This is a genomic window from Pseudochrobactrum algeriensis, from assembly GCF_018436245.1.
In the GTDB taxonomy this organism is placed as follows: Bacteria; Pseudomonadota; Alphaproteobacteria; order Rhizobiales; family Rhizobiaceae; genus Pseudochrobactrum; species Pseudochrobactrum saccharolyticum.
Map to the genome: position 1 here is coordinate 1,552,297 of NZ_CP075361.1, position 22,479 is coordinate 1,574,775.

A 22,479-nucleotide genomic window follows, 5' to 3' on the forward strand; every position below is an offset into this window, starting at 1 on the left:
AATTGCCGGAAAACTGTACCTTGAATAAGCTGTTCAGCAACAATAGGTTCGGCGCAGCAATGCGTATTTCTGCGCAGAATTAAAGGACAAATATAATGGTGCAGTCAGGTGTAACAAATTCTGTGATCGAGGCGATCGGCAACACGCCGCTGATCCGCCTGAATAAAGCTTCAGAGCTCACCGGCTGCGAGATTTTCGGCAAAGCCGAATTTGCCAATCCGGGACAGTCCGTTAAAGACCGCGCGGCACTTTATATTATCCGCGATGCGGAAAAACGCGGGCTTTTGCGCAAAGGCGGGGTGATTGTGGAAGGCACTGCCGGAAATACCGGTATCGGCCTGACCATGGTGGCCAAGGCACTTGGCTATCGCACCGTCATCGTTATTCCTGAAACACAAAGTCAAGAAAAGAAGGACGCCTTGCGTCTGCTGGGTGCGGAGCTGATTGAAGTTCCGGCTGTGCCTTACAAGAACCCGAATAATTATGTCCGTCTTTCCGGCCGGTTAGCCGAGCAACTGGCCAAAACCGAACCGAATGGCGCAATCTGGGCAAACCAGTTTGACAGCCAGATCAACCGTCAGGCGCATATTGAAACAACCGCACCGGAAATCTGGCGGCAGACAGAAGGTAAAATTGACGGTTTTATTTGCGCGGTCGGTTCCGGTGGCACGCTGGCCGGTGTGGCAGAAGGTCTGCGCGGCTTCAGCAAAGATATCAAAATCGGGCTGGCTGATCCGGAAGGCGCGGCGCTTTATTCTTATTACACCACAGGCGAATTGAAGGCTGAGGGAGCCTCCATCACGGAAGGTATCGGGCAGGGACGCATCACCGGTAATCTCGAAGGTTTCAAACCGGATTTCGCCTATCAGATCAGTGATTCAGATGCTCTGAAAATCGCTTTCGATCTGGTGCAGGAAGAAGGCCTCTGCCTTGGCGGCTCATCAGCTATCAATATTGCCGGTGCTATCCGCATGGCAAAAGACCTCGGCAAAGGCGCGCGGATTGTGACAATTCTGGCTGATTACGGTAATCGCTATCAGTCAAAAATGTATAATCCGGCCTTCCTTGAAGAGCGTGGCCTGCCGGTGCCGCAATGGCTTCTGACACGTTCAGACATTGCAGTTCCTTACGAGGTGTAAAACCTAGTCTCTATGTTGTTATCATAGTTTCAGGAAAACCGGTTTTACTTTTCCTGAAACTGCTTTAAACCTCTCGCAAAAGACTTTTTCTTAAATATTTGCATGAGGGTATGATGACACAGAGTCTGGAAACCAATCCGCTTTTCCGCGAAGATGCTTATCTGAAAGCGACACCTGCCAAGGTGATCGGTCTCACGGATGAAGGCGGCGTTATTCTCGATCAGACCGTGTTTTATGCCACATCCGGCGGTCAGCCGGGTGACAGCGGTTTGCTGCGCCGTACAGACGGCAGCATCATTCAGATTGCCACCACTGTTAACGGCGCAACCAAGAATGATTTCATTCATGTGCCTGCTGAAGGTGAAACACTGCCACAGCTCGGAGAAGAGCTGATTGCAGAGATCGACTGGGAGCGCCGTTTCAAGCTGATGCAAATGCACACGGCCTGCCATTTGCTTTCCGTGATTTGTCCGTTTCCGGTGACCGGCGCTTCAGTTAATATTGATGACAGCCGCATTGACTTCGACATGCAGGGCAATGATCTGACAAAAGAGCAGGTCAGTGAAAAGCTGATGGAAATGGTCAATGCCGCATCGCCGGTGACTACAAACTGGATCAGCGATGAAGAACTGGCTGCCAATCCTGATCTGGTAAAATCCAAGAATGTGCGCCCGCCGGTCGGGCAGGGACGTATCCGTTTGGTGCTGATCGGCGACAACGGCTCCGTGGACTCACAGCCATGCGGCGGAACGCATGTGGCCAATACCTCTGAAATTGGTGAAATTCATATCGGCAAGGTTGAGAAAAAAGGCAAAGAAAACCGCCGTTATCGTATCCGTTTCGGTAAGGCTCCGGCATAATATCGCTGCTTTTCCTTGTCATTATCAGGAAAACAAAGCAGTTGAGCGATCCGGCGTGCATAATGAAATATGCACGCTCTGAAATGAAGATCGGAACCCTATGAGCGATCCTACGGATAACGACGATAAAACGCTCGCTGATGAAGTGAGCGTTAATATTACCCGACTGGAAATGGCTGCACCGTTAAATGTTGCGGTGCCTTTGCCTGCCGGTCTCCGGCTGGCAATCATGCTGGCAGAAAACATGCCGGTGCATCTCTATCGCTATCTTTATGAGGTTATCGGCAAGCCGCATCACTGGATGCTGCGCCGTATGCAGAATGACGAGACTGTTACCTCGATCATTCAGGCCGAAGAAACCCGCATTCTGTTGCTCTATGTGGATGGTTGTCCCGCAGGTTTTGCTGAAATGCGGCTCAATCTGCCGGAGAGCGTTGATCTGCTCTATTTCGGTTTGGTGCCGGATTATCAGGGGCGGGGTCTGGCAAAATTCTTCTTTGCCGAGGCTCTGGCAGCAGCATGGTCGCATAATCCGGAAAAACTGCGTCTTGAAACCAATACGCTTGATAGTCCGCGTGCTTTACAGCTCTATCAGCGCATGGGCTTTTCGCCCGTTTCTACGGCTGAGGACGTGATTACGCTCTGGAAATAGAGCGTAATCCGTCAGAAATTGCGCCGGTCCCGGCTTTCTTCCGCATCTGAAATCAGATGAATTTTCCTGGCATCTGTTTCAGCTGCTTCTGCCGGTTCAAAAACAATGCAGTTCCGCCCCTGATTTTTCGCCTCATAAAGACAATGGTCGGCACGGCTGAAAATTTGCGAATTGCTGTCGCTTTTATGGGCAAGGGCACCGCCCGCACTGATTGTCAGCGGTTCAACATGGCTCTGTGATACATAAAACGGCGTATTCTCTATTTCCACACGAATGCGCTCGGCAACGCTGATAGCGGCAGCGCGGCTGGCATTGGGCAGGTAAACGCAAAATTCCTCACCGCCGACACGACCAACCAGATCACCCTTTCGGGTCACATTCTGTAATGCATAGGCGATCAGCTTTAAGGCGCGGTCGCCGACTGTATGGCCGTATTTATCATTGATATTCTTAAAGTGATCCGCATCAATGAGCAGCAACGCGCCTGCATCCTGACGGGAGCGGACAGTGCGCATCATTTCAAAAAAGGCCTCACGATTATAGAGATTGGTCATATAATCGATCTTTGAACGCGCCTGTAATTCATGATGGGCTTTCTCCAGATCGGAAAATGCCTTCGAAAGCTGCGCATTACGGTGAAACACCACCGTCATTGCCGGAAAAGCGGTAATCAGGGGGAGGATCAGACTCAGGCTGATGCTGAGCGTGCCAACCGGCTCATTGCGGATAAGCCCGACAATCATGTTGATTGCAACACAAAGCAGCGCAGCCGCAGCAGAAACAATAAAGGCTTTTATAAGAGCTGATTTCATAGTCTGTTCAAATATCCCTGAGCGTATGCTGTAGTCTGAATATTTCAGTTAATGACTGGAAATGCTGAATAGAAATTACTGGCCAACCCGATATTCTCCTCCACATAAAGGAATAGTTCTTTCAAGCCTATTAAAATCAGGAATTGGCGTAAATTCTTTATAAATAAGAGCTTTTTATTTTAGCGATACATAAATTTGCATTATACGAATAGCCCCGTCAGTGCCAAAATTATCATGCCAAGTCCGGCCAGAGAGACAGCCCAGATCAGGCTTCGCAGATAAGGAATCCCGAAAGCATAAGCGGGAATATAAAAGATGCGCCCGATAACATAGATCCACGCGCCTGCAGTCGTGAGCCCGCTTTCCCGACCGGCAATATGGGCAATAAGCACGGCTGCGAGAAACAGGGGCAGGGTTTCGTAAAGATTGCGCTGCGCCCGTTGCAGTCGCGCTGTGATAATACCGACAGGCGGCCCCGCCTCATCACGTGCTCCGGCATTATAGTCCAGACCTGTCTCGCCGTTGCGGAAAAACGCAGGAAGCAAAACCTGAATAATTGCTACAATAAGCATGACGACAGCAAGGTTCAGTTCTGTACTCAAACTCTTCTTCCTTCATCGGAGGCAGATGCATGTCCGCAGCATTTCTGACGGCGGATTATTTCAGGAAAAGATCAAAGCGGAATTTCATCTGTCCCCAGCGAAATATAAACTTGGTTAACGCGGCCACATCAAGAGAAATCCGGTGCCGGGATTTTGGGGCGGATAAAGCTGCTGACAGATATTTGTTTGTTTCTTCATGGCAATAAGCCATTGTTAATAAAGCGAGTTAATCAAATAGGGTTTGTTGTTCTGCTGATTATCAAAAAAGAAATCATCCCCCGAAATACACATAAATAATGAAAGATCTGATTTAAATATGTAGGCGAAAAAACCGGCGGGCAAGGTTTGGGGATTTGCTTTGTGCGGATTTTTAAGATTCTATCAATTAATTCTTGCGAACAGTCGCCAAATGTTGTGCATTTTCCGCTCTGAACAAAGGCGGGATAAAGGTTTTGAAACTGTTTCGTTTTACAAGTGACAGGCTGGCATTGTCTGACTGGTATAAATGACAGGGGAAATGCCGGTTTTGTTGCAGACTGAATGTTGTTGTTTGTAATGGGTTTGAGTAGCGTAATGAAGTCATTTCAGAAACAGCCGCATGGGCCTGTTGCAATGAACAAGAGCGGGGGCCGGATGCTGCATTCTTCTCGGGTGAAACATATTCTTTGTCTTGGTGTGGTGGGATTGCTGGTTACAGCCTGTGCTTCTCCCCAGCCGGAAGTGAAAAAGAAAAAGCGCTCCAAGGAATATTTTGCAGAATCCGTCTATGGCGTAAAAGCCAGCCCGCGTGTTGCCAATGGCAAGAAAATCCCGCGCGGCGGCGGCCGCAATCAGGTCGGCAAGCCTTATAAAGTCAAAGACAAGTGGTATAAGCCGAAGGAAGACCCGAATTATGTGAAGGTCGGCCGCGCTTCCTGGTATGGTTCGGCATTTCATGGCCGTCTGACCGCCAATGGCGAAGTCTATGACATGACCCATTTGACAGCCGCGCATCCGACCATGCCGCTGCCTAGCTATGCCCGCGTCACCAATACCGCCAATGGCAGTTCAGTTATTGTACGCGTGAATGACCGCGGCCCTTATTCCAACGAGCGTATCATTGATATGTCGGAAAAAGCGGCTGAAATGCTGGATTACAAGCATCACGGCACCGCGAATGTTAAAGTCGAATATGTTGGCCGTGCGCCTTTGCATGGTCAGGATGATGCATTCCTGCTCGCCTCTTACCGCCCTGCGGGTGGTGACAATATTGGCCAGCCTGCGACAGGCGTGATGATGGCCATGAACGGCCCGACGCCGACATCTGCACCAAACCGTACAGAACAGGGTGTAGCCAGCGCATTTGACCAGATTTCCGCACAGCCGGAGCTGCCTTTCGGTTATGCTGACGGCGCTGCGTCTGTGCTGCCATCTGTTATTCCTGTACCGCTGGATAAGCCATATGGTCTCTATGCATCTGCACAGAATGATATTCTGGTCAGCGCTTATGCCGGAAACCGCATCGCTCAGGCCAATGAGGGTATCTATTCCAAGGTGCTGATGCCGGATGCAACCTCTGCCGAATGGCGCAATGCGCAGGCTGCAAAATATCTGCAGGCCGGTGCGGAGCAGGGTGAGTTTGTTGATCTCGGTACTTTCAGCAGCAAGGATGAGGCAGATCGTATTGCCTCTGCACTTAAAAATATCGGAACAATCAGCAGCAGCATGACACCGCAGGTACAGGGCGATTTATATAGCCTGACTGCAAAATCACGCAGCGGCAACAATGACGCGCTGTTGCAGGCCGCATGGGCTGCCGGTGCAAATGATGCTTTTGTGGTGCGTGCCGAGTAATTTTTTACAGCGTGATATATCGTGTTTAAACGTCCGGCTTTGCCGGACGTTTTTGTTTCAGCTTCATTGATCGTCAATCATCGTGAACTATTTTTGAGTCTGTTACAGAGAGAAATCACAACCGGAGAACAAGGTGGCCTGCTTTACCGGCACATACGAAAAGACAAAATCTGTAGGGAAGCTGCGTTTTGCTGCTGTGCTGATCATGAGCCAGTTTATACTATCTCATGCGCAAAGCGCCGAGCCGCCATTTGCGGTGAAGTCCGAACAGGTTTTGCTGTTCGATTCCGATACGGGCAGTGTCTTATTCGCCCGTAAAGCCGATGCACCGTTTCCTCCGGCCTCTCTGGCAAAGCTGATGACTGCGGAAGTTGCATTTCATGCGCTGACAACCGGAAAATTGCAGCCGGAAACCAGTTTTACAGTCAGTGAACATGCGTGGCGCACCGGTGGCGCACCATCTGGCACGGCGACAATGTTTGCCAAAATCAAATCGCAGCTGACCGTGAATGACCTGATACAGGGCATTACAGTGCAATCCGCCAATGATGGTGCGATTGTGCTGGCAGAGGGCATGAGCGGCAGTGAGCAGGCTTTCACCGTGTTGATGAATCAACGGGCACAGGAGCTGGAGTTAAAAAGCTCCGTTTTTGCGAACCCCACCGGTTTGCCGCTGGATGGAACAGCGCAAAAAGTAACGCTGAACGATATGGTGAAACTCGCGCAGCATCTGCACAAAACCTATCCGCAATATTATCCGCTTTATGCGCAAGAGAGCTTTACGTGGAATAATATTATGCAGCGCAACCGCAACCCTTTGCTGCGGTTGAATCTGGGTGCTGATGGTCTGGCTATGGGCGGCACCAAGGATTCCGGCTTTTCTTTTGTCGCATCCGCTGAATCCGGCGGACGACGTTTATTTATCGGGCTGAACGGAGCCAAAACCATTCAGGACAGAACAGAAGATGCTGAAAAGCTGATCCGCTGGGCAATGAATGATTTCGTTAAACTGCCGGTTTTTACTGCGGGTACAGAAGTGGCTCAAGGCTCGCTCTATGGCGGAACTCAAGGATCAGTCGGGCTTGTGGTTCAGGATGCGGTTTCCGTGCTTGTGCCTGTTCAGGACAAAGGCAAGCTGCGCTCGCAAGTGATTTATCAGGGGCCGGTATCGGCGCCGGTCTCCAAAGGGCAGGAAATCGGCCGGATACAGGTGCTGCGGGATAAGGAAATATTGCTCGAACGCCCTGTCTTTGCAGCGCAGGATGTGAGTGAGGGAACTTTGCGCAATAAGTCGATGGATGCGCTCTATGAGCTGGCGACAGGCTGGATACGTCGTTTGCTGAAATAAGAGTGCCTGTTTCCCTTGTCAGTTTTATTTGACAAAGCCATGCCTATCCCTCATTAAACTTATAATTATTAACGGTGTACAGCATAGGAAAATCATAGCTTTGTCAGGATTGCTGATCACATTTGAAGGCGGAGAAGGCGCGGGGAAGTCCACGCAGATTCTTGCTTTGGCTGATCATCTGCGCGCTCAAGGCTATGAGGTTGTGGTCACGCGTGAACCGGGCGGCTCTGCCGGTGCAGAGGCTGTGCGTCATGTCATCCTGAGCGGTGCGGCAGAAACCTATGGCCCTGCGATGGAGGCGCTGCTATTCGCCGCCGCCCGCAGCGATCATGTTGACCAGAAAATCCGCCCTGCGATTGAAGCCGGACAGATTGTGCTCTGCGACCGTTTTATTGATTCAAGCCGTGTTTATCAGGGCATCAGCGGCAATCTTGATCCGCAATTCATGCGCTCGGTTGAGCGTATTGCCATTGATGGCACTATGCCTGATCTGACTTTCATTCTCGATATTCCGGCGGATAAGGGCTTAGCCAGAGCAGGCTTGCGTCGTGGCAATGAAGTGGCAGATCGTTTTGAAAAAGAAACCATTGCCACCCACGAAGCACGTCGTCAGGCATTTCTGGCTATAGCCGCCGAAGAGCCGCAACGATGCAAGGTAATTGATGCGGACCGCTCGGTGCATGAGATCAGCGCTGAAATAGCTGCGCTCACCGATGCTGTTCTGAGCCCGCAAGAGGTGTCTGCCCATGGCTGAACAGGCACCCAACAGTACCTATGATGCAATTGACGGTGTTCCTGCACCCAATGCGACCAGTTTTCTGACTGCGCATGAAGAAGTGCGCACATTTCTCGCGCAGGCCTATCAGGAAGGTCGCATGCATCATGCGCTGTTATTCGAAGGCTTGCAGGGCATAGGTAAAGCGACAACCGGCTTTCATCTTGCCGGACATATGCTGAAATTTCCCGACTGTGCATCAGCACCGCAGCAGCTGAACACGCCGGATCTGGATGCAGCACCTTATCGTCAAATGTCGCAGGGAATGCATCCGGCGCTGCTGCATATTACACGACCGTTTGATGCGAAAACCGGCAAATACCGCACGGCGATTACCGTTGAAGAAATCCGCCGTATCACGCATTTTCTGAGCCGCACTTCCGGTGACGGTGCATGGCGCATCGTTATTATCGATCCTGCGGATGATATGAACCGTAATGCTGCCAATGCTTTGCTGAAAACGCTGGAAGAACCACCGGCACGGGCGTTGTTTATTCTGATTTCCCATTCGTCCGGCCGTCTGCTGCAGACGATCCGTTCGCGCTGCCAGTCACTGGCTTTCAAACCGCTGAATGATAATGAGCTGAAGCGCGCGCTGGAAGTTGCAGGCAGAGATGTCGGCATTGATGTGCAGGATCAGGCTTATTTCGCGGCACTCAGTGCACGGGCGGAAGGTTCTGTGCGCAAAGCCTTGCTGCTGGTTGCCCATGGCGGGTTAGAAATCACCGATACGGTTGATGCTTTGCTGAGCGGCAATCATTTTGATCTGCCAAAGGCGCAGGCACTTGCCTCTGTACTTGGTGGCCGCGAAGCCGATGTGCAGAACCAGCTTTTCCTTGAATATCTGCTGGATAAAGCTGCCGCGCAGGCACTTGATCTTGCTGAACAAGGGCAGGCGGTGCAAGCCAGCCAGTGGTCGCAATTCTGGGATGATCTGCGCCGCGAGGCGATGGAAACGGAAAGCTATAATCTCGACCGCAAACAGGCGGCACTGATTATGATGGAAAAGATGCATCGCGCTATGCGCAGCGGCATGCCGGTCTGAGGTTTGAGACCGGCTGATGCCGCCGAGCGAACCGGTCACTGTGAAAGGGCTGAAATACGCCATTCACAGGATCACAAAACCGCATAAACAAGCATGAGTTTCTGAATTCGATGCATTTAGGGCTGACTTACGGTCTGACATGCGATATGCCGGTTTTATCAGTTATCATCATATTGACTTCATGAGATAAAATATCTCGACAAGACGGATCCGACATGAGCCGCGAAAAATTTTATATCACTACCCCGATCTTCTATCCGAACGGCACACCGCATATCGGCCATGCCTATACATCAATTGCCACCGATGCCATGGCGCGCTTCCAGCGTCTGGACGGCAAAGATGTGCTGTTCCTGACCGGTACAGACGAACATGGTCTGAAAATGCAGCAGACCGCCGAGAAGGAAGGCATTACGCCGCTTGAACTGGCTGACAAAAACTCCGCCGTGTTCCACGAAATGCTGGCGAAAATCGGTTCCAGCCATGACCAGTTCATCCGCACCACGGAAGAGCGCCATTACAAAGCCTGTCAGGATATCTGGGAGCGTATGGTCGCGAATGGCGATATCTATCTCGACAGCTATGCCGGCTGGTATTCGGTTCGTCAGGAAGCTTATTTCGACGAGAGCGAAACAACCGTTGGTGAAGATGGCGTTCGCCGCGAACCGATCGGTTCGCCGGTAGAATGGCATGAAGAAGAAAGCTATTTCTTCCGTCTGTCCAAATACCAGCAGCCGCTGATCGATTATTTCGAAAAGCATCCGGAATTTGTCGGCCCGAGCGAGCGCCGCAATGAAGTGCTGAGCTTCATCAAATCGGGCCTGCGTGATCTGTCCGTTTCCCGCACCACATTCGACTGGGGTGTTCCGGTTCCAGGCAATGACAAGCATGTGATGTATGTCTGGGTTGATGCGCTGACCAATTATCTCACTGCTATCGGCTATCCGGATATGGATGCGGAGAAGGCACAGTTCTGGCCTGCAACTGCGCATATTCTCGGTAAAGACATTGTGCGTTTCCACGCGGTTTACTGGCCTGCATTCCTGATGTCTGCCGGTCTGCCTCTGCCGGAACGTGTTTTCGCGCATGGCTTCCTGTTCAACCGCGGCGAGAAAATGTCGAAGTCGGTCGGCAATGTGATCGATCCGTTTGCATTTATCGACCGCTATGGTCTGGATCAGGTGCGCTATTTCTTCCTGCGTGAAGTGCCTTTCGGTCAGGACGGCAGCTACAATCACGAAGCGATTGTCAACCGCACCAATGCCGATCTGGCCAATGATCTGGGCAATCTGGCGCAGCGCTCGCTGTCGATGATCGCCAAGAACTGCGAAGGTAAAGTGCCGGAAAAAGCCAACTTCCATGAAGAAGATACGGCTATTCTGAAACTGGCTGAAGAAGCAATTGAACTTGCCCGCAATGCGATGAAGGTTCAGGCCATTCATCAGGCGCTGGCAGCAATCTTCAACGTGGTATCCGAAGCCAATCGTTACTTCGCAGCTCAGGAACCTTGGGCACTGCGCAAGACCGATCCGGTACGTATGGGCACAGTCTTGTATACGACCGCAGAAGTGCTGCGCCGCGTTGCAATTATGACTCAGGCCTATATCCCGACATCTTCAGCCAAGCTGCTCAATATTCTGGGTGTTGCAGAAGACAAACGCAGTTTCGCTGATCTCGGCGATGTGCTGATCAGCGGTGCTGAACTGCCTGCACCGGGGCCGATCTTCCCGCGTTATGTGGAAACTGAAGAGTAATATCTTATATCAGATACGGGCGAATTATCGCCCGTATCATTTTCCCGAGTGCTAAGCCTCGGGCAGGACTTTTATTATGCTTGTAGACAGCCATTGCCATCTCGATTTCGCTGATTTTGCAGAAGAGCGTGACGCGATTATTCAGCGTGCTCTCGATGCCGGTGTCGAAAAGATGATCACCATCTGCACCCGTGTGAAGAAATTTAATCAGATTTTAGCGCTCGCGGAGAGCTATGATCCGGTTTATTGCTCGGTCGGCACGCATCCGAATAATGCCCATGAAGAACTGGATGTAACGGCTGATGAGCTGGTACGTCTGGCGCAGCATCCAAAAGTTGTGGCAATCGGTGAAGCTGGCTTAGATTATCACTATGACTATTCAACGCCTGAAGCCCAGCGCCAAGGTCTGCTGACACATATTGAAGCGTCGCGCCGCACGCAATTGCCGCTTGTGATCCATGCGCGCAGTGCGGATGAGGATATGGCAGCATTGCTGCGTGAGGAAACCGCCAAAGGCGCGTTCCCGTTTATTCTGCATTGTTTCTCGTCTGGCATCGAGCTGGCACGCACCGGTGTTGAGCTGGGCGGCTATGTGTCTTTCTCCGGTATCATCACCTTCAAGAACTCTGCTGAAATTCGTGAAGCCGCAAAAATCGTGCCGCATGATCGTCTACTGGTAGAGACGGATGCGCCTTATCTGGCTCCGATGCCACATCGCGGCAAACGCAATGAGCCATCCTATGTGGCGCATACTGCTGCGGTTCTGGCAGATGTGATTGGTGTGAGCGATGCGGATATCCGCCGGATGACCGGTGAGAATGTGCTGCGTCTGTTTACCAAAATACCTCGCTGATTATATTCGTTCAAACTATCAGATAATCATTTCAACCTTTTGATATTTAATTATTAAAAGGCGTATAAAAGCGGAACTGGCACATGTCTGACTTCTATCGCTTTACGGTTCTTGGTTGCGGTTCATCTCCGGGTGTGCCGCGTCCGAATGGCGATTGGGGTAAGTGCAATCCGGACAATCCGAAAAACCGCCGCCGTCGTGCATCGCTGTTGGTGGAGCGCGTTAGTAATAGCGGCACAACGCGTGTTGTGATCGATACGGGGCCGGATTTTCGCGCACAAATCATTGACGGGCTGGCAGGTAAAACCGACCGTCATATCGATGCGGCGATCTATACGCATCCTCATGCCGACCATATTCACGGTATTGATGATTTGCGCAGTTTTGTACTCGACAGCAAGAGCCTGATGCCAATTTATGCAAATCGTCTGACGCTCAACCGGCTTTATGAGGCTTTCGGCTATTGTTTCGCCACGCCTTTCGGTTCAAGCTATCCGCCAATTCTTAAAGCCCATGAAATCGGTAATACCGAGAGCTTTACCATTAACGGGGCAGGCGGTTCGATCCGCTTCAAACCCATGCCGATGGTGCATGGCGATATTACCAGTCTCGGCTTTCGTATTGAAAATGTGGCCTATTGCTCGGATGTAAATGAATTCCCGCCGGAAACAGCAGCATCTCTGGAAAATCTGGATGTTTTGCTGATTGATGCTCTGCAATACAGGCCGCATCCAAGCCATTTTAGTCTGGATGAAGCGCTGGAATGGGTTTCACGCCTGAAACCGCACCGTGCTATTCTCACCCATATGCATGTGCCGCTGGATTATGATGAAGTGCGCGCTCTTGTACCCGAGAATGTCGAGCCAGCCTATGACGGTATGGTTTTTGAAGTTCCCGCAAATCACTGATTTAGCTCAGCCTGTTGTTTTTATTTGCAATCGGGCAATCCTCTCCGTAGTTTCCTGTCGTGCAGTTATTTCAGGAGGCCATATTCGCAGATATGGAGCAATAATTGCAGCATGAGGAGGAAACTGATTTATGAAATTTACATTTGCTGAGCCTCAGCGCGCGCATAATCCGGCTATGTTTTTATCCGCCGGTGCCCGCAAACCCAATCCGGAAGTGCCTGAGCGCATACAGCGGCTTTTAACCGGCGCTAATGATGCCGGACTTGCAATGATTGCAGCGCAGGATCACGGTCTGGCACCGGTCAGCGCCGTGCACAGCCCTGAATATCTGGAATTCCTGCAGGTCATTTACGGGCAATGGCAGACAATCAGTGGCGCGTCCGATGAGGTCATTCCGAATATCCATCCGAACCGCCGCGATTTTTCCTATCCGACATCACCGGTCGGCCGTGCTGGCTATCATATGGCCGATACGGCCTGTCCGATTGCTGCGGATACGTGGAATTCTGCCTATTGGAGTGCGCAGACGGCAATCGAAGCAGCCAAACTGGTGCAGAATGGCGAGCCTGCAGCCTATGCGCTGTGCCGCCCGCCCGGACATCATGCCTATGCCGACATGGCGGGCGGCTTCTGCTTCCTTAATAATTCAGCCATTGCTGCACAGGTATTGCGCGAGAGCCATGACCGCGTGGTTGTTCTCGATGTGGACTTGCATCACGGCAATGGCACGCAGGGCATTTTCTATCATCGTGCCGATGTGATGACCGTTTCCATCCATGTTGATCCGGCGGTTTTCTATCCGTTTTTCTGGGGGCATGCCTCAGAGCGCGGTGAGGGCGCAGGCCTTGGCTATAATTACAACCTGCCTTTGGCGCGTGGCTCCGGCAATCAGGAATTTCTGGATGCGCTGGATCTGGCGCTGGATCGTATCCGCGCCTATCGGCCGGGTGCTTTGGTTCTGGCGCTTGGGCTTGATGCTTCCGAGCATGATCCGTTTGGCGGTTTTACCGTCAATGAGCAGGGTTTCACCAGCATTGCCCAGAAATGCGCAAGTCTGAACCTGCCGACAGTGATTGTGCAGGAAGGTGGTTATATCTGCGATCAGCTGGGCGGAAATCTCACGCATTTTCTGCGCGGCTTCGGCGGATAATCTACATTCAATGAATATTTGCTGAGCAGGCGGTCAAGAAACTGCCTGCTCAGTCAATAAAATTATTTAAACGAACTTGATTTTGTGTATATTCAAAGCTGTTTTATATAAATTTCATTTGTATTTATTGTTATTTTAAAATTATTATTATTTTCAGTTTTATTTGATCTTACATATATGTGCGTTCAGGAATAATCCGGCATCAAATAATCCTTACAGGGGAAATATCCGATGTGTTTAGCCTGCAATCCCGGAGTTACAGCCATTCTGAGAAACGCCGCATCACGGCGTAATTTTTTGAAATATATGGGAGTGGCGGCCACTTCTGTTTTCGCCGCCTCAGTTATGGAAAGCAGAGCAGCGCTGGCCGCAGCTTCTGCTGACGGATCCGCTGATGTGATCTTTAAGGGCGGCACTATCCTCACCATGAATAAGGAGAATGCCCGCGCTGAAGCTATTGCCATTCGCGGCGATACTATTCTCGGTGTCGGAACGGCTGAGGATATACAGGCTTTAAGCGGTTCTAAGACGCGTATTGTTGATCTTGGCGGCCGCACATTAATGCCGGGTCTGATTGATCCGCATATGCATTCGACCTTTGTGGTGCTGGATGACTGGATTGACGTCAGCCCGATGGCCACACCGACCTTTAAGGATGTCTGGCTTCAGCTGAAAGCTGGTGTGGAGAAGGCAAAATCAGGCGACTGGATTCGGGCGAAAAATTTTGACCCCAGCATCACCAAAGATGCCCGCCCGCCGACAATGGCAGAGCTTGATGCACTGGCACCGGACAATCCGTTTTTCATGATGGAAAGTAACGGACATATTGCCTATGCAAACAGCGCCGCCATGAAACTGGCAGGCATTACGGAAGACACCAAAGACCCTTCCGGTGCACGCTTTGTGCGTGATGCAAATGGTAAACTCAGCGGCAGGCTTGAAGAGAGCGCGGCGCAGGAACCATTTATCGAGAAGATGCCGCAACCAACGGCAGCGGAAGTACAAAAGCGTATTCGCGAACTTTTCGATCATGCGGCATCTGTGGGCTGCACCAGCCTGCATGATTGCAGCATTGGTATGTTGTCCGGCGTCAATGATATTGCGCTTCTCGATGCCGTGATGGCTGATAATCCGCCGGTGCGCTATCGCGGGATGCTGATTTCAACATTGATGGATGAATGGGACAAACTCGGCATCAAACCCGGTCATGGCAATGACCTGTTCCGCATTGATGGTATCAAAGCCTGGGCGGATGGCTCCAATCAGGCAGAAACCGGCTATCAGCGCGAAAATTATCTGGGCAGCAATAGCCGCGGGGCACTGAATTACAGTCTTGAACAAATCACCGAAGTCATAAAGCGTGCCCATGATGGCGGCTGGCAGGTCGGCGTTCATGCCAATGGTGACGGGGCAATTGATACGGTGATTGAAGCCTATCAGACCGTACTGCAAGGGTCGGCACCGAATGATCTGCGCCACCGGATTGAGCATTGCAGTGTTCTGCATCCTGAGCAGATGGAGAAAATGGTACGGCTTGGCCTGTCGCCGTCTTTCCTCATCGGCCATGTGCGATGGTGGGGCAAGGCCTTCCGTGATCGCATTCTGGGGCCGGAACGGGCGAAATATTATGACCCTTGCGCCTCGGCTTTGGCAGCCGGTTTGCGTATTTCGCTGCATACCGACTGGAGCGTAACGCCGATTGAACCTCTGCGCTATGTGCAGGATGCGGTTGCCCGTGTGATGAATGAGGGCGGCGGCGTCTTCTTCTCAGACGAATGCATACCGGCAGAAGCCGCATTGCGTGCTGTAACCATTGACGCTGCATGGCATTGTCATATGGATGATAAGGTTGGCAGTCTTGAAACCGGAAAATATGCGGACTTCGCCATTCTGGAACAGGACCCGACAAGCGGCGTGAAAGATATCGGCAAAATCAAAGTCAGCGAAACATGGATGGCAGGCGAGCAGCGCTATACAGCCTGACATTTTCGTGAGTGCCTGTATTTATTGTGCAGTCTGATTTACCATACCTCATCCATTCTTGAGGTTTGATTATGTCATCGGGTAAACTCAAAGAAACGCTGACGGTGGGCGATGTTGCCCGCCGCAGCGGCGTACCTGTTTCCACCATCCATTTTTATGAAGAAAAAGAGCTGATAGCCGGATGGCGCACCGCGGGTAATCAGCGGCGCTATCACCGTGCGGTTCTGCGCCGTATTGCTATTATCCGCATTGCCCAGCGTGCCGGAATTTCCCTGTCGATTATTCGTGATGCATTGGAAGATCTCCCGCATGACCATGTGCCGACAGCACGGGACTGGCGGCAATTTACCAATACATGGAAAGATATGCTGGAGGAGCGCATTGTCAGCCTGATGCAGCTGCGCGATCAGATTGCCACCTGTATCGGCTGCGGGTGTCTTTCTCTGGCGGATTGTCCGTTGCGCAATCCGGATGATGAACTTGGTGAACAAGGGGCAGGGCCGCGCCGCCTGCTGAGAAAAAAACTTTAACACAACAATACAAATACGGCTTGACCTCAACTTTGGTTGAGGTTCTATAAGCGTGTCGGTGCTTGCGACGACTTGTCATTTTTGGCCGGTTGTCACGGCATTCTTTTGAGATGCTGCATGAATTTCTCCGTGAAAATCCGGTGAAGTCCTGCGGCGGCAAAGGAACCTTTGCGTTCACACGCATTTTGGAGAGCCGACATGAGAAATGATACGACAGGCGCAGTATCAGCCGGTGCTGATGCCGCCACGGTAAAAAGAGATAATACTCCGGCCGGCTGGGGTGAATTATTCAGCGGAAAAAACGGAATCTATGCGCTTGCCCTTGCCGGTGGCGTAACCTTGCATGCCGTCAATATGTATATCGCCACAACGGTTATGCCTTCCGTGATCGTTGAAATCGGCGGGCTCGATTTTTATGCATGGACAACAACATTATTCGTAGTCGCCTCAATTCTGGGCGCGGCTCTGACCGCTAAATTACTGAAAAGCACAGGGCCGCGCGGTGCCTATCTGGTAGCCACATTGCTGTTTGGCACCGGCACGCTGATTTGTTCACTGGCGATCAATATGCCGGTTATGCTGCTCGGACGTGCGGTACAGGGACTAGGCGGCGGCTTTCTCTATGCGCTTGCCTATGGCCTGACGCGGATCGTGCTGCCCGAGCACCTATGGGGGCGGGCGATTGGCCTGATCTCGGCTATGTTTGGTGTGGCAACTCTGATTGGCCCCGCGATCGGCGGTGTTTTTGCTGAATATAGCGCATGGCGTGCGGCTTTCTGGTCTTTACTGCCCTTTGCTGCTTTGTTTGCCGTGCTGGCTTTCACAACTTTACCAAAGCGCAGCTGGGATAAGAATGAGCAATCCTCCATACCGGTTTTACAGCTTATTCTGCTGACCGGTGCAGTCCTGGCGGTTTCAGCCGGCAGCCTGTCAAAAGAATTGTCATGGAACATGATCGGTCTGGCCGGAGCGCTGACTATGGTTGTCGCCATAGCTCTCGTGGATATGAATGCCAGATCCCGCCTGTTGCCGCGCAAGGCTTTCAATATTTCCACACCGCTGGGGGCGCTCTATCTGATGATTGCTCTGCTGATGATGAGCATGCAGCCGGAAATTTATGTGCCTTATCTGTTGCAGAAACTGCATGGTCAGACCCCGCTCTGGGCAGGCTATCTTGCAGCACTGATGGCAATCGGCTGGACAGCGGCATCATTTCTCAGTTCACGCTGGCAAAAGAGTGGCGGTTTTCTGATTTTCTCAGGTCCCGTCATGGTACTGGCGGGGCTGATCCTGCTTGCCATTTTCATGCCGGTTCATGGTGGCGGAGACTGGACATATTTACTGCCTCTCTGCATCGGGCTGGTTCTGATCGGCTTTGGCATTGGTCTGGCATGGCCTGGTCTGGTCACGCGGGTTTATCAGAGTGCACCGGCAACTGAACAGGATCTTGCTTCAGGAGGCATGACCACAGTGCAATTATTCGCCATTGCATTCGGAACAGCCTGCGCCGGTATGATTGCCAATTTTGCCGGTATATCGGATGCGGGTGATGTTGCCGGTGCGTCCAATGCCTCGTTATGGCTGGCGGGTCTTTTCGCAGCGGCTCCGGTTCTGGCTATATTTGTGGCGATGAAAGTCGTGCGCCTCACCGGAGGCAAGGGATAAGCCATGCCGGATATCATCGAAAAAATACTGGATTCCTATTGGTTTGATATTCTGGCGAGAGTTCTGCTCACACTGGTTTTCTGGACAAGCGGTCTGGCAAAATTATTCGACTTCACTGCCAATGCAGGGATTATGGATGATTTCGGTCTGCAACCGGGCTGGGCTTATAATCTCGTGACACTGATCCTGCAAATCGGTGCTTCGCTGATGATTATCTGTAACAAAGGCGTCTGGTTGGCGACCGGCGCACTGGCGGTCTTTACGGTGCTGACGATACCAGTTGCGCACCCGTTCTGGGTGAAGGAAGGAGAAGAGGCATTCCGCGATATGACCGTCGCTCTGGAACATGCCTCAGTTATCGGCGGCTTGGCAGTATTTGCCCTCTATTCCCGCTACAGAGCCCGCAATTGCTGGTGAGCAATATGCAACAAACAGTCACTCCTTTTAAGCGGAGTGACTGTATCTGAAATACCCTATGCAATCAGATATAGGCCGCAACCATATTGGTGAAGAACAGAATAATGCTGAAAATCACGATCAGGGAAATAACCCAGACACCGAAAGCTTTGATTTCCGCATATTGAGAGCCGGATTTTGCCTCAAGATATTTTCTTTCAGCAAAGGCTGCGATGACAACCGACAGCGGCAGCCCGATAAACAGAAGAGAAACAATGAGCGTGGTTGCCTTGAAAATCATCTCATACTCCTGATTTTCCATTTCTGTTTAATAACAACAGCTTCAATCTATAGGCCTTTGCATCAATTGCAATAATGAATCATGATGTCCGCCTATGTTGCTGAATATATTTCATATATTAAACATTCAATATTAGGCATTAATTATATTACTTATATTGATATCCGATTTTATTTGCGACTATAGTCTATATTCGTGTGGTTTTTATTGAAATTGTCCCCGACTTCTGTCATTGCACGCCCAAACGCGGGAGGGGTACCGCATGCTGGCATTTCCAATACTCTGCGACGCAATCCGGCAGAGAAGACAAGTTCGTTTTATTTATAAATCATTTCGTTGGATCATCGAGCCATATTTGCTCGGCTATTCCGCACAGGGAAATATGGTTCTGAATGGCTGGGTTATCGCGCATCGCAGCGAGGCCGGCTGGCAGCAGTTTCATGTTCCGCTGATCTCGAATGTTGCGCTGTCGCAGAAACGCTTTCTGCGGGCAAGGGCGGATTATAATCCCTATGATGAATCCGTTGCTCAGGTAGTCTGGCGTTTTGAGAGCTTCAACACCTCGATTGATACGGATTAAGATCAATTGAAACCATCTCCATACAGCGATCCTGCGTGACCGCTGTATGGAATGATCTTCTTTATCCGGCTGCTCTGAGATCCTGCAGCCATGGCCCTGCATTGCGCGCTTCAACCTCATGCGCCTCATCGCGCCAGACCTCAGCGAGACTTGCAGCATACCAGTCCTGCATCACTGGCAAATCACGCAAATGGGCAGCATAGGCGGTGGCTTTATCGCTGAGCCTGATACCATAGGTCTGGAAGCGGAAAGCAACCGGCGCAAAGAATGCATCAACAGCACTGAATTCAGTGCCCGCCAGAAATGATCCGCCAAACGCATCCAGCCCTTCATTCCAAAGCTGGTCAATGCGGCTGATATCTTTCTGCAGGGCAGGTGTTGTCTGCGCGCTGACATCAATCCGCAATCCGATATTATTGGTGCATATTGAGCGCAGAGAGTGAAAACCGGAATGCATTTCTGCTGTCGCACAACGTGCCCAGGCTCTGGCTTTCTTATCCTGCGGCCAGATTTGCGGATGATTATCTGCCAAATATTCGGTAATGCCGAGTGAATCCCAGACTGAGATAAAGCTGCCGTCAGCCTGCTTTTCCGAGAGGCAGGGAACCTGGCCTGTCGGAGACGGGTTTTTATCCCAGTCTGCGCTGCCAAAAGGGATCAGAATTTCCTCAAACGGAATGTCCAGCTGCTTCATCAGAAGCCATGGCCGGAGTGACCATGAGGAATAGTTTTTATTCGCAATATAGAGCGTGTACATGAAATATCCGTCCTGATGCTGATGCAACAGTCATTCCATGAAATGGCTTTCCGGTACAGAGGAACAGCGCATATTTCCGCTATTCAGGTCAAAAGAAACAGTCTCGTCAACTATGGTTTGGACGCAGCTTCCGCCTGCGCATTAAGATAGGCCAGCAAATCGTCAATCTGCCCCTCCCACAGCCCCCAGAAACGCATTGTTGTGCCGGGGATCATGGTTTTGGGCGCAGTCAGGAATTCTTTGAGCGTCGCATCATTCCAGATCAGGCCGTTATCACCGGCCTGTTTCATAGCGGCAGAATATTGAAAACCTTCAATTGTGCCTGCTTTGCGCCCCTGCAACTGCATCAGATGCGGCCCCATGCGATTGGCAGGTTGATTGAGAATATGGCAGAAGCGGCATTTCTGGTAAATTTTCTCGCCGTTCCTGATGTCGCCTTCTGCCAATGCTGTCGCCGGTGCCGACAGATACAAAGCAAGAAGGGAAATTTTAAACAGGCGGAGCATGTCAGATACCAGTCAGTCTTTAATCCGTTTTCGCTGATCTACGCCGGATTACAGCCTGCCGCAATATGGCACCGGTCAACAAATGGTGCCGGTGCCATATCCTGACTTTTATGCGCTGATGGTTTTTGTCAGCACCAGAGTAAGGAGTGCTGATGTGATGGTGAAAACAACCAGAGGCAGAATTGTATTGCCGCCAAGCAGCACGACCACAAGTGTTCCGGCAATGCTGACGATCAGGCTTTCAATGCAGTAATAAATGGCCGTTGCCGTGCCTGCATAGTCATCGAAGCTCTTCAGCGCTCCGTTCGCTGTTACCGAGCAGGTGAGGGCAATGCCTGCTGCGACCACCCACATGGCGACCATGAAGGCTGGCACAGACAATTGCATAACTCCGCCGAAGAGCAACAACAGCCCGCCACCGCACATAATCAGAAGCATACCGCGTCTTAATGTGCCGCGCAGTCCCCACCATTGCGTATAAAAACCGGCGAAACGGGCGAAAGCCACCATAACAATGGCGATACTGGCAAAACACAGGCTGAATGTGACCGAAGACAGACCAAGCCCGTTGACCAGCAAGAGCGGTGCCGTGGAGAAGAAAACAAAGAACGAGCCCATTGCGGCACTAAAGCCGGTTGTATAGGTCCAGAACGGCTTGCTTCCGAGAATGGAACGCAGCTTTCCCTGCGGTTTTGTCAGGCTTGGCACGCGGGTTTCCGGCCAACGCCATGCGGCATGCAAACCTGCAAAAGCACCAAGCGCTGCCAGCACCCAGAAAATACTGCGCCAGCCAAACTGAATATCCAGCAAAGCGCCGAGCAGCGGTGCAAGTGCAGGTACAAAAGCCAGCATGGAGCTGAACAGGCTGTAGATGACCGCACTTTCTGCACGTTGCGCATAAACATCGCGCACCGTAGCAAAAGTTGCTACCAGCATTGCCGCAGCCCCTGCGGATTGCAGCAGACGCAATGCCAGAAAGACCGGCGCAGAACCGGTGATTGCCAGTCCGGCAGAGGCACAGGTAAAGATCAGCGCGCCACCCAGCAAAACCGGTTTGCGACCGATTTTATCCGAGAGCGGGCCGAAGATAAGCTGACCTGTACCCAGTACGCCCAGATAGAGGCTGAGTGTCAGTTGCACCATTTCAGGGCTGGTCTGCAGCGCTTCCGACATATGCGGAATAACAGGCAGATAAATATCCATTCCCATAGATGCCAGAAGATCAAACGGCGCCATGAGAACCAGTGCCGCTGCAAGACTAAAATTCCATTGCACCGGCAGAATGCCCTCTGCGGGTTGCAAAGACTTGTTTTTATAGAAAGACATATGTCGAATCCACGCTGTGAGGCGTGCATACAAAAGCAATCATGCAGCGGTGCTTAAGCGACCGGCAGAGCGTGGCTTCTGAATGTTACGCCGTAAATTTTCTTCAGATGATGAAATTTACGGCTGAGCGGGTTGCGGATTCGACTGTACTCATGATGCGCATTGTTTAGATATTTGTCAGCATATTGTCAAAGCACTGTCTCTGTTCTGTCTGAAACCAAGTATCAGTTTGCCGCTCCCGATCCCTGTATATAAATTGCACTTGCTTGATTGCCTGCCGGATATGGCAGGCGAAAATGAGAGGGTTTGCAATGGCAAAACTGGTTATTGAAAAATATATCGAAGGTCAGCTCGGGAAGAAGACGAATGTTCCGCTTCCGCTGGTGCGGATAGCTGCACGTATTTTACCGGATGCAGCGCTGAGTCAGCTAAAAGCAAAAGGGATTGATCTTCCGGCAGTCTGTGCTGCAAGCCGTATCGGCCAGCCTTATGAGACGGTTCTGGATATTCGTGAAAAACGCCAAAACAAAAAAGTCGTGATCTCTTTGCAGCACTGACGCACTGTAATTTCACAAGATAAATTTCTGTATCTTGCCGCTGATAAACACAAATGTGAGCGGTTTATCAGCCATGCGGCACTATGAGCGCGGTAGGAATGTCGGTCTTTGATTGACTGCGCGGTGTATTTTTGCCAAATCAGCGAA

Annotated in this window: 23 protein-coding genes; 17 read left to right on the forward strand and 6 right to left on the reverse strand. The window is 51.2% G+C overall.

Annotation, left to right across the window (positions count from 1 at the left end; genetic code table 11):
• The first annotated feature begins 95 nt into the window (after window positions 1-95).
• The 3 genes from KHQ09_RS09225 (at window position 96) to KHQ09_RS09235 (ending at window position 2,651) form a co-directional block, all read left to right on the forward strand.
• Window positions 96-1,139 (forward strand): cysteine synthase A, encoded by a 1,044-nt coding sequence (locus KHQ09_RS09225; protein ID WP_213597831.1) that lies wholly within the window; start codon window positions 96-98, stop codon window positions 1,137-1,139.
• Window positions 1,140-1,252: 113 nt separating this feature from the next.
• On the forward strand, window positions 1,253-1,999 hold the full coding sequence (locus KHQ09_RS09230; RefSeq protein ID WP_213597833.1) for an alanyl-tRNA editing protein: 747 nt from the start codon (window positions 1,253-1,255) through the stop codon (window positions 1,997-1,999).
• A 100-nt stretch (window positions 2,000-2,099) separates the two neighbouring features.
• Window positions 2,100-2,651 carry a GNAT family N-acetyltransferase gene (locus KHQ09_RS09235; RefSeq protein ID WP_022712085.1) on the forward strand — a complete coding sequence of 184 codons (552 nt, stop codon included), beginning with the start codon at window positions 2,100-2,102 and terminating at the stop codon, window positions 2,649-2,651.
• Between the two features lie 11 nt (window positions 2,652-2,662).
• On the opposite strand, the gene KHQ09_RS09240 is transcribed toward KHQ09_RS09235, so the two are convergent.
• Entirely contained in the window at window positions 2,663-3,463 is an 801-nt protein-coding gene (locus KHQ09_RS09240; RefSeq protein WP_238481601.1) for a GGDEF domain-containing protein, read from the reverse strand.
• A 200-nt stretch (window positions 3,464-3,663) separates the two neighbouring features.
• A complete protein-coding gene (locus KHQ09_RS09245; protein WP_213597835.1) occupies window positions 3,664-4,065 on the reverse strand; it encodes an MAPEG family protein in 402 nt (133 codons plus the stop codon).
• Window positions 4,066-4,698: 633 nt separating this feature from the next.
• Here KHQ09_RS09245 and KHQ09_RS09250 point away from each other — a divergent pair.
• From KHQ09_RS09250 to KHQ09_RS09305, 12 genes are all read left to right on the forward strand, one after another.
• Entirely contained in the window at window positions 4,699-5,898 is a 1,200-nt protein-coding gene (locus tag KHQ09_RS09250; RefSeq protein WP_238481602.1) for a septal ring lytic transglycosylase RlpA family protein, read from the forward strand.
• Between the two features lie 133 nt (window positions 5,899-6,031).
• Complete coding sequence (locus KHQ09_RS09255; protein WP_238481603.1) at window positions 6,032-7,246, forward strand: D-alanyl-D-alanine carboxypeptidase family protein; 1,215 nt, start codon at window positions 6,032-6,034, stop codon at window positions 7,244-7,246.
• A 100-nt stretch (window positions 7,247-7,346) separates the two neighbouring features.
• Window positions 7,347-8,000 (forward strand): dTMP kinase, encoded by a 654-nt coding sequence (tmk, locus tag KHQ09_RS09260; RefSeq protein WP_213597839.1) that lies wholly within the window; start codon window positions 7,347-7,349, stop codon window positions 7,998-8,000.
• The gene (locus tag KHQ09_RS09265) at window positions 7,993-9,066 is read left to right on the forward strand and encodes a DNA polymerase III subunit delta' (RefSeq protein ID WP_213597841.1); all 1,074 of its coding nucleotides are present in this window, start codon (window positions 7,993-7,995) and stop codon (window positions 9,064-9,066) included. Before tmk ends, KHQ09_RS09265 begins: the two co-directional genes overlap by 8 nt.
• 215 nt (window positions 9,067-9,281) lie before the next feature.
• Entirely contained in the window at window positions 9,282-10,820 is a 1,539-nt protein-coding gene (gene metG / locus KHQ09_RS09270) for a methionine--tRNA ligase (RefSeq protein WP_213597843.1), read from the forward strand.
• Window positions 10,821-10,896: 76 nt separating this feature from the next.
• A complete protein-coding gene (locus KHQ09_RS09275) occupies window positions 10,897-11,673 on the forward strand; it encodes a TatD family hydrolase (RefSeq protein ID WP_213597845.1) in 777 nt (258 codons plus the stop codon).
• Window positions 11,674-11,756: 83 nt separating this feature from the next.
• Window positions 11,757-12,581: an MBL fold metallo-hydrolase gene (locus KHQ09_RS09280; RefSeq protein ID WP_213597847.1), complete on the forward strand. Its 825-nt coding sequence runs from the start codon at window positions 11,757-11,759 to the stop codon at window positions 12,579-12,581.
• 130 nt (window positions 12,582-12,711) lie between these two features.
• Window positions 12,712-13,731 carry a histone deacetylase family protein gene (locus tag KHQ09_RS09285; protein ID WP_213597849.1) on the forward strand — a complete coding sequence of 340 codons (1,020 nt, stop codon included), beginning with the start codon at window positions 12,712-12,714 and terminating at the stop codon, window positions 13,729-13,731.
• A gap of 231 nt (window positions 13,732-13,962) precedes the next feature.
• Complete coding sequence (locus tag KHQ09_RS09290; RefSeq protein ID WP_213597850.1) at window positions 13,963-15,714, forward strand: amidohydrolase; 1,752 nt, start codon at window positions 13,963-13,965, stop codon at window positions 15,712-15,714.
• A gap of 71 nt (window positions 15,715-15,785) precedes the next feature.
• The gene (gene soxR / locus KHQ09_RS09295) at window positions 15,786-16,244 is read left to right on the forward strand and encodes a redox-sensitive transcriptional activator SoxR (protein WP_272491718.1); all 459 of its coding nucleotides are present in this window, start codon (window positions 15,786-15,788) and stop codon (window positions 16,242-16,244) included.
• Window positions 16,245-16,442: 198 nt separating this feature from the next.
• Entirely contained in the window at window positions 16,443-17,909 is a 1,467-nt protein-coding gene (locus tag KHQ09_RS09300; protein ID WP_213597854.1) for an MFS transporter, read from the forward strand.
• Between the two features lie 3 nt (window positions 17,910-17,912).
• The gene (locus KHQ09_RS09305) at window positions 17,913-18,326 is read left to right on the forward strand and encodes a DoxX family protein (RefSeq protein WP_213597856.1); all 414 of its coding nucleotides are present in this window, start codon (window positions 17,913-17,915) and stop codon (window positions 18,324-18,326) included.
• A 64-nt stretch (window positions 18,327-18,390) separates the two neighbouring features.
• Here KHQ09_RS09305 and KHQ09_RS09310 read toward each other — a convergent pair whose 3' ends face one another.
• Window positions 18,391-18,606, reverse strand: coding sequence for a hypothetical protein (locus KHQ09_RS09310; RefSeq protein ID WP_151159149.1), 216 nt, complete (start codon window positions 18,604-18,606; stop codon window positions 18,391-18,393).
• A 262-nt stretch (window positions 18,607-18,868) separates the two neighbouring features.
• Here KHQ09_RS09310 and KHQ09_RS09315 point away from each other — a divergent pair, with 262 nt between their 5' ends.
• Entirely contained in the window at window positions 18,869-19,186 is a 318-nt protein-coding gene (locus KHQ09_RS09315) for a WYL domain-containing protein (RefSeq protein ID WP_139316367.1), read from the forward strand.
• Window positions 19,187-19,247: 61 nt separating this feature from the next.
• On the opposite strand, the gene KHQ09_RS09320 is transcribed toward KHQ09_RS09315, so the two are convergent.
• From KHQ09_RS09320 to cml, 3 genes are all read right to left on the reverse strand, one after another.
• Window positions 19,248-19,943, reverse strand: a complete 696-nt coding sequence (locus KHQ09_RS09320) for a glutathione S-transferase family protein (RefSeq protein WP_213597858.1) — start codon at window positions 19,941-19,943, stop codon at window positions 19,248-19,250.
• Window positions 19,944-20,053: 110 nt separating this feature from the next.
• Window positions 20,054-20,449 carry a c-type cytochrome gene (locus tag KHQ09_RS09325; protein ID WP_213597860.1) on the reverse strand — a complete coding sequence of 132 codons (396 nt, stop codon included), beginning with the start codon at window positions 20,447-20,449 and terminating at the stop codon, window positions 20,054-20,056.
• Between the two features lie 108 nt (window positions 20,450-20,557).
• The gene (cml, locus tag KHQ09_RS09330; RefSeq protein ID WP_213597862.1) at window positions 20,558-21,775 is read right to left on the reverse strand and encodes a CmlA/FloR family chloramphenicol efflux MFS transporter; all 1,218 of its coding nucleotides are present in this window, start codon (window positions 21,773-21,775) and stop codon (window positions 20,558-20,560) included.
• 311 nt (window positions 21,776-22,086) lie between these two features.
• On the opposite strand from cml, the gene KHQ09_RS09335 reads away from it, so the two are divergent.
• Window positions 22,087-22,332 (forward strand): hypothetical protein, encoded by a 246-nt coding sequence (locus KHQ09_RS09335; RefSeq protein ID WP_213597864.1) that lies wholly within the window; start codon window positions 22,087-22,089, stop codon window positions 22,330-22,332.
• Window positions 22,333-22,479 lie beyond the last annotated feature (147 nt).

Bases quoted from the DNA above. Each gene is read 5' to 3' on its own strand.
- KHQ09_RS09225 (WP_213597831.1), top strand. From the start codon at position 96: ATGGTGCAGTCAGGTGTAACAAATTCTGTGATCGAGGCGATCGGCAAC.
- KHQ09_RS09230 (WP_213597833.1), top strand. From the start codon at position 1,253: ATGACACAGAGTCTGGAAACCAATCCGCTTTTCCGCGAAGATGCTTAT.
- KHQ09_RS09235 (WP_022712085.1), top strand. From the start codon at position 2,100: ATGAGCGATCCTACGGATAACGACGATAAAACGCTCGCTGATGAAGTG.
- KHQ09_RS09240 (WP_238481601.1), bottom strand. From the start codon at position 3,463: ATGAAATCAGCTCTTATAAAAGCCTTTATTGTTTCTGCTGCGGCTGCG.
- KHQ09_RS09250 (WP_238481602.1), top strand. From the start codon at position 4,699: ATGCTGCATTCTTCTCGGGTGAAACATATTCTTTGTCTTGGTGTGGTG.
- KHQ09_RS09265 (WP_213597841.1), top strand. From the start codon at position 7,993: ATGGCTGAACAGGCACCCAACAGTACCTATGATGCAATTGACGGTGTT.
- metG (WP_213597843.1), top strand. From the start codon at position 9,282: ATGAGCCGCGAAAAATTTTATATCACTACCCCGATCTTCTATCCGAAC.
- KHQ09_RS09275 (WP_213597845.1), top strand. From the start codon at position 10,897: ATGCTTGTAGACAGCCATTGCCATCTCGATTTCGCTGATTTTGCAGAA.
- KHQ09_RS09280 (WP_213597847.1), top strand. From the start codon at position 11,757: ATGTCTGACTTCTATCGCTTTACGGTTCTTGGTTGCGGTTCATCTCCG.
- KHQ09_RS09285 (WP_213597849.1), top strand. From the start codon at position 12,712: ATGAAATTTACATTTGCTGAGCCTCAGCGCGCGCATAATCCGGCTATG.
- KHQ09_RS09290 (WP_213597850.1), top strand. From the start codon at position 13,963: ATGTGTTTAGCCTGCAATCCCGGAGTTACAGCCATTCTGAGAAACGCC.
- soxR (WP_272491718.1), top strand. From the start codon at position 15,786: ATGTCATCGGGTAAACTCAAAGAAACGCTGACGGTGGGCGATGTTGCC.
- KHQ09_RS09300 (WP_213597854.1), top strand. From the start codon at position 16,443: ATGAGAAATGATACGACAGGCGCAGTATCAGCCGGTGCTGATGCCGCC.
- KHQ09_RS09305 (WP_213597856.1), top strand. From the start codon at position 17,913: ATGCCGGATATCATCGAAAAAATACTGGATTCCTATTGGTTTGATATT.
- KHQ09_RS09310 (WP_151159149.1), bottom strand. From the start codon at position 18,606: ATGATTTTCAAGGCAACCACGCTCATTGTTTCTCTTCTGTTTATCGGG.
- KHQ09_RS09315 (WP_139316367.1), top strand. From the start codon at position 18,869: ATGCTGGCATTTCCAATACTCTGCGACGCAATCCGGCAGAGAAGACAA.
- KHQ09_RS09320 (WP_213597858.1), bottom strand. From the start codon at position 19,943: ATGTACACGCTCTATATTGCGAATAAAAACTATTCCTCATGGTCACTC.
- KHQ09_RS09325 (WP_213597860.1), bottom strand. From the start codon at position 20,449: ATGCTCCGCCTGTTTAAAATTTCCCTTCTTGCTTTGTATCTGTCGGCA.
- cml (WP_213597862.1), bottom strand. From the start codon at position 21,775: ATGTCTTTCTATAAAAACAAGTCTTTGCAACCCGCAGAGGGCATTCTG.
- KHQ09_RS09335 (WP_213597864.1), top strand. From the start codon at position 22,087: ATGGCAAAACTGGTTATTGAAAAATATATCGAAGGTCAGCTCGGGAAG.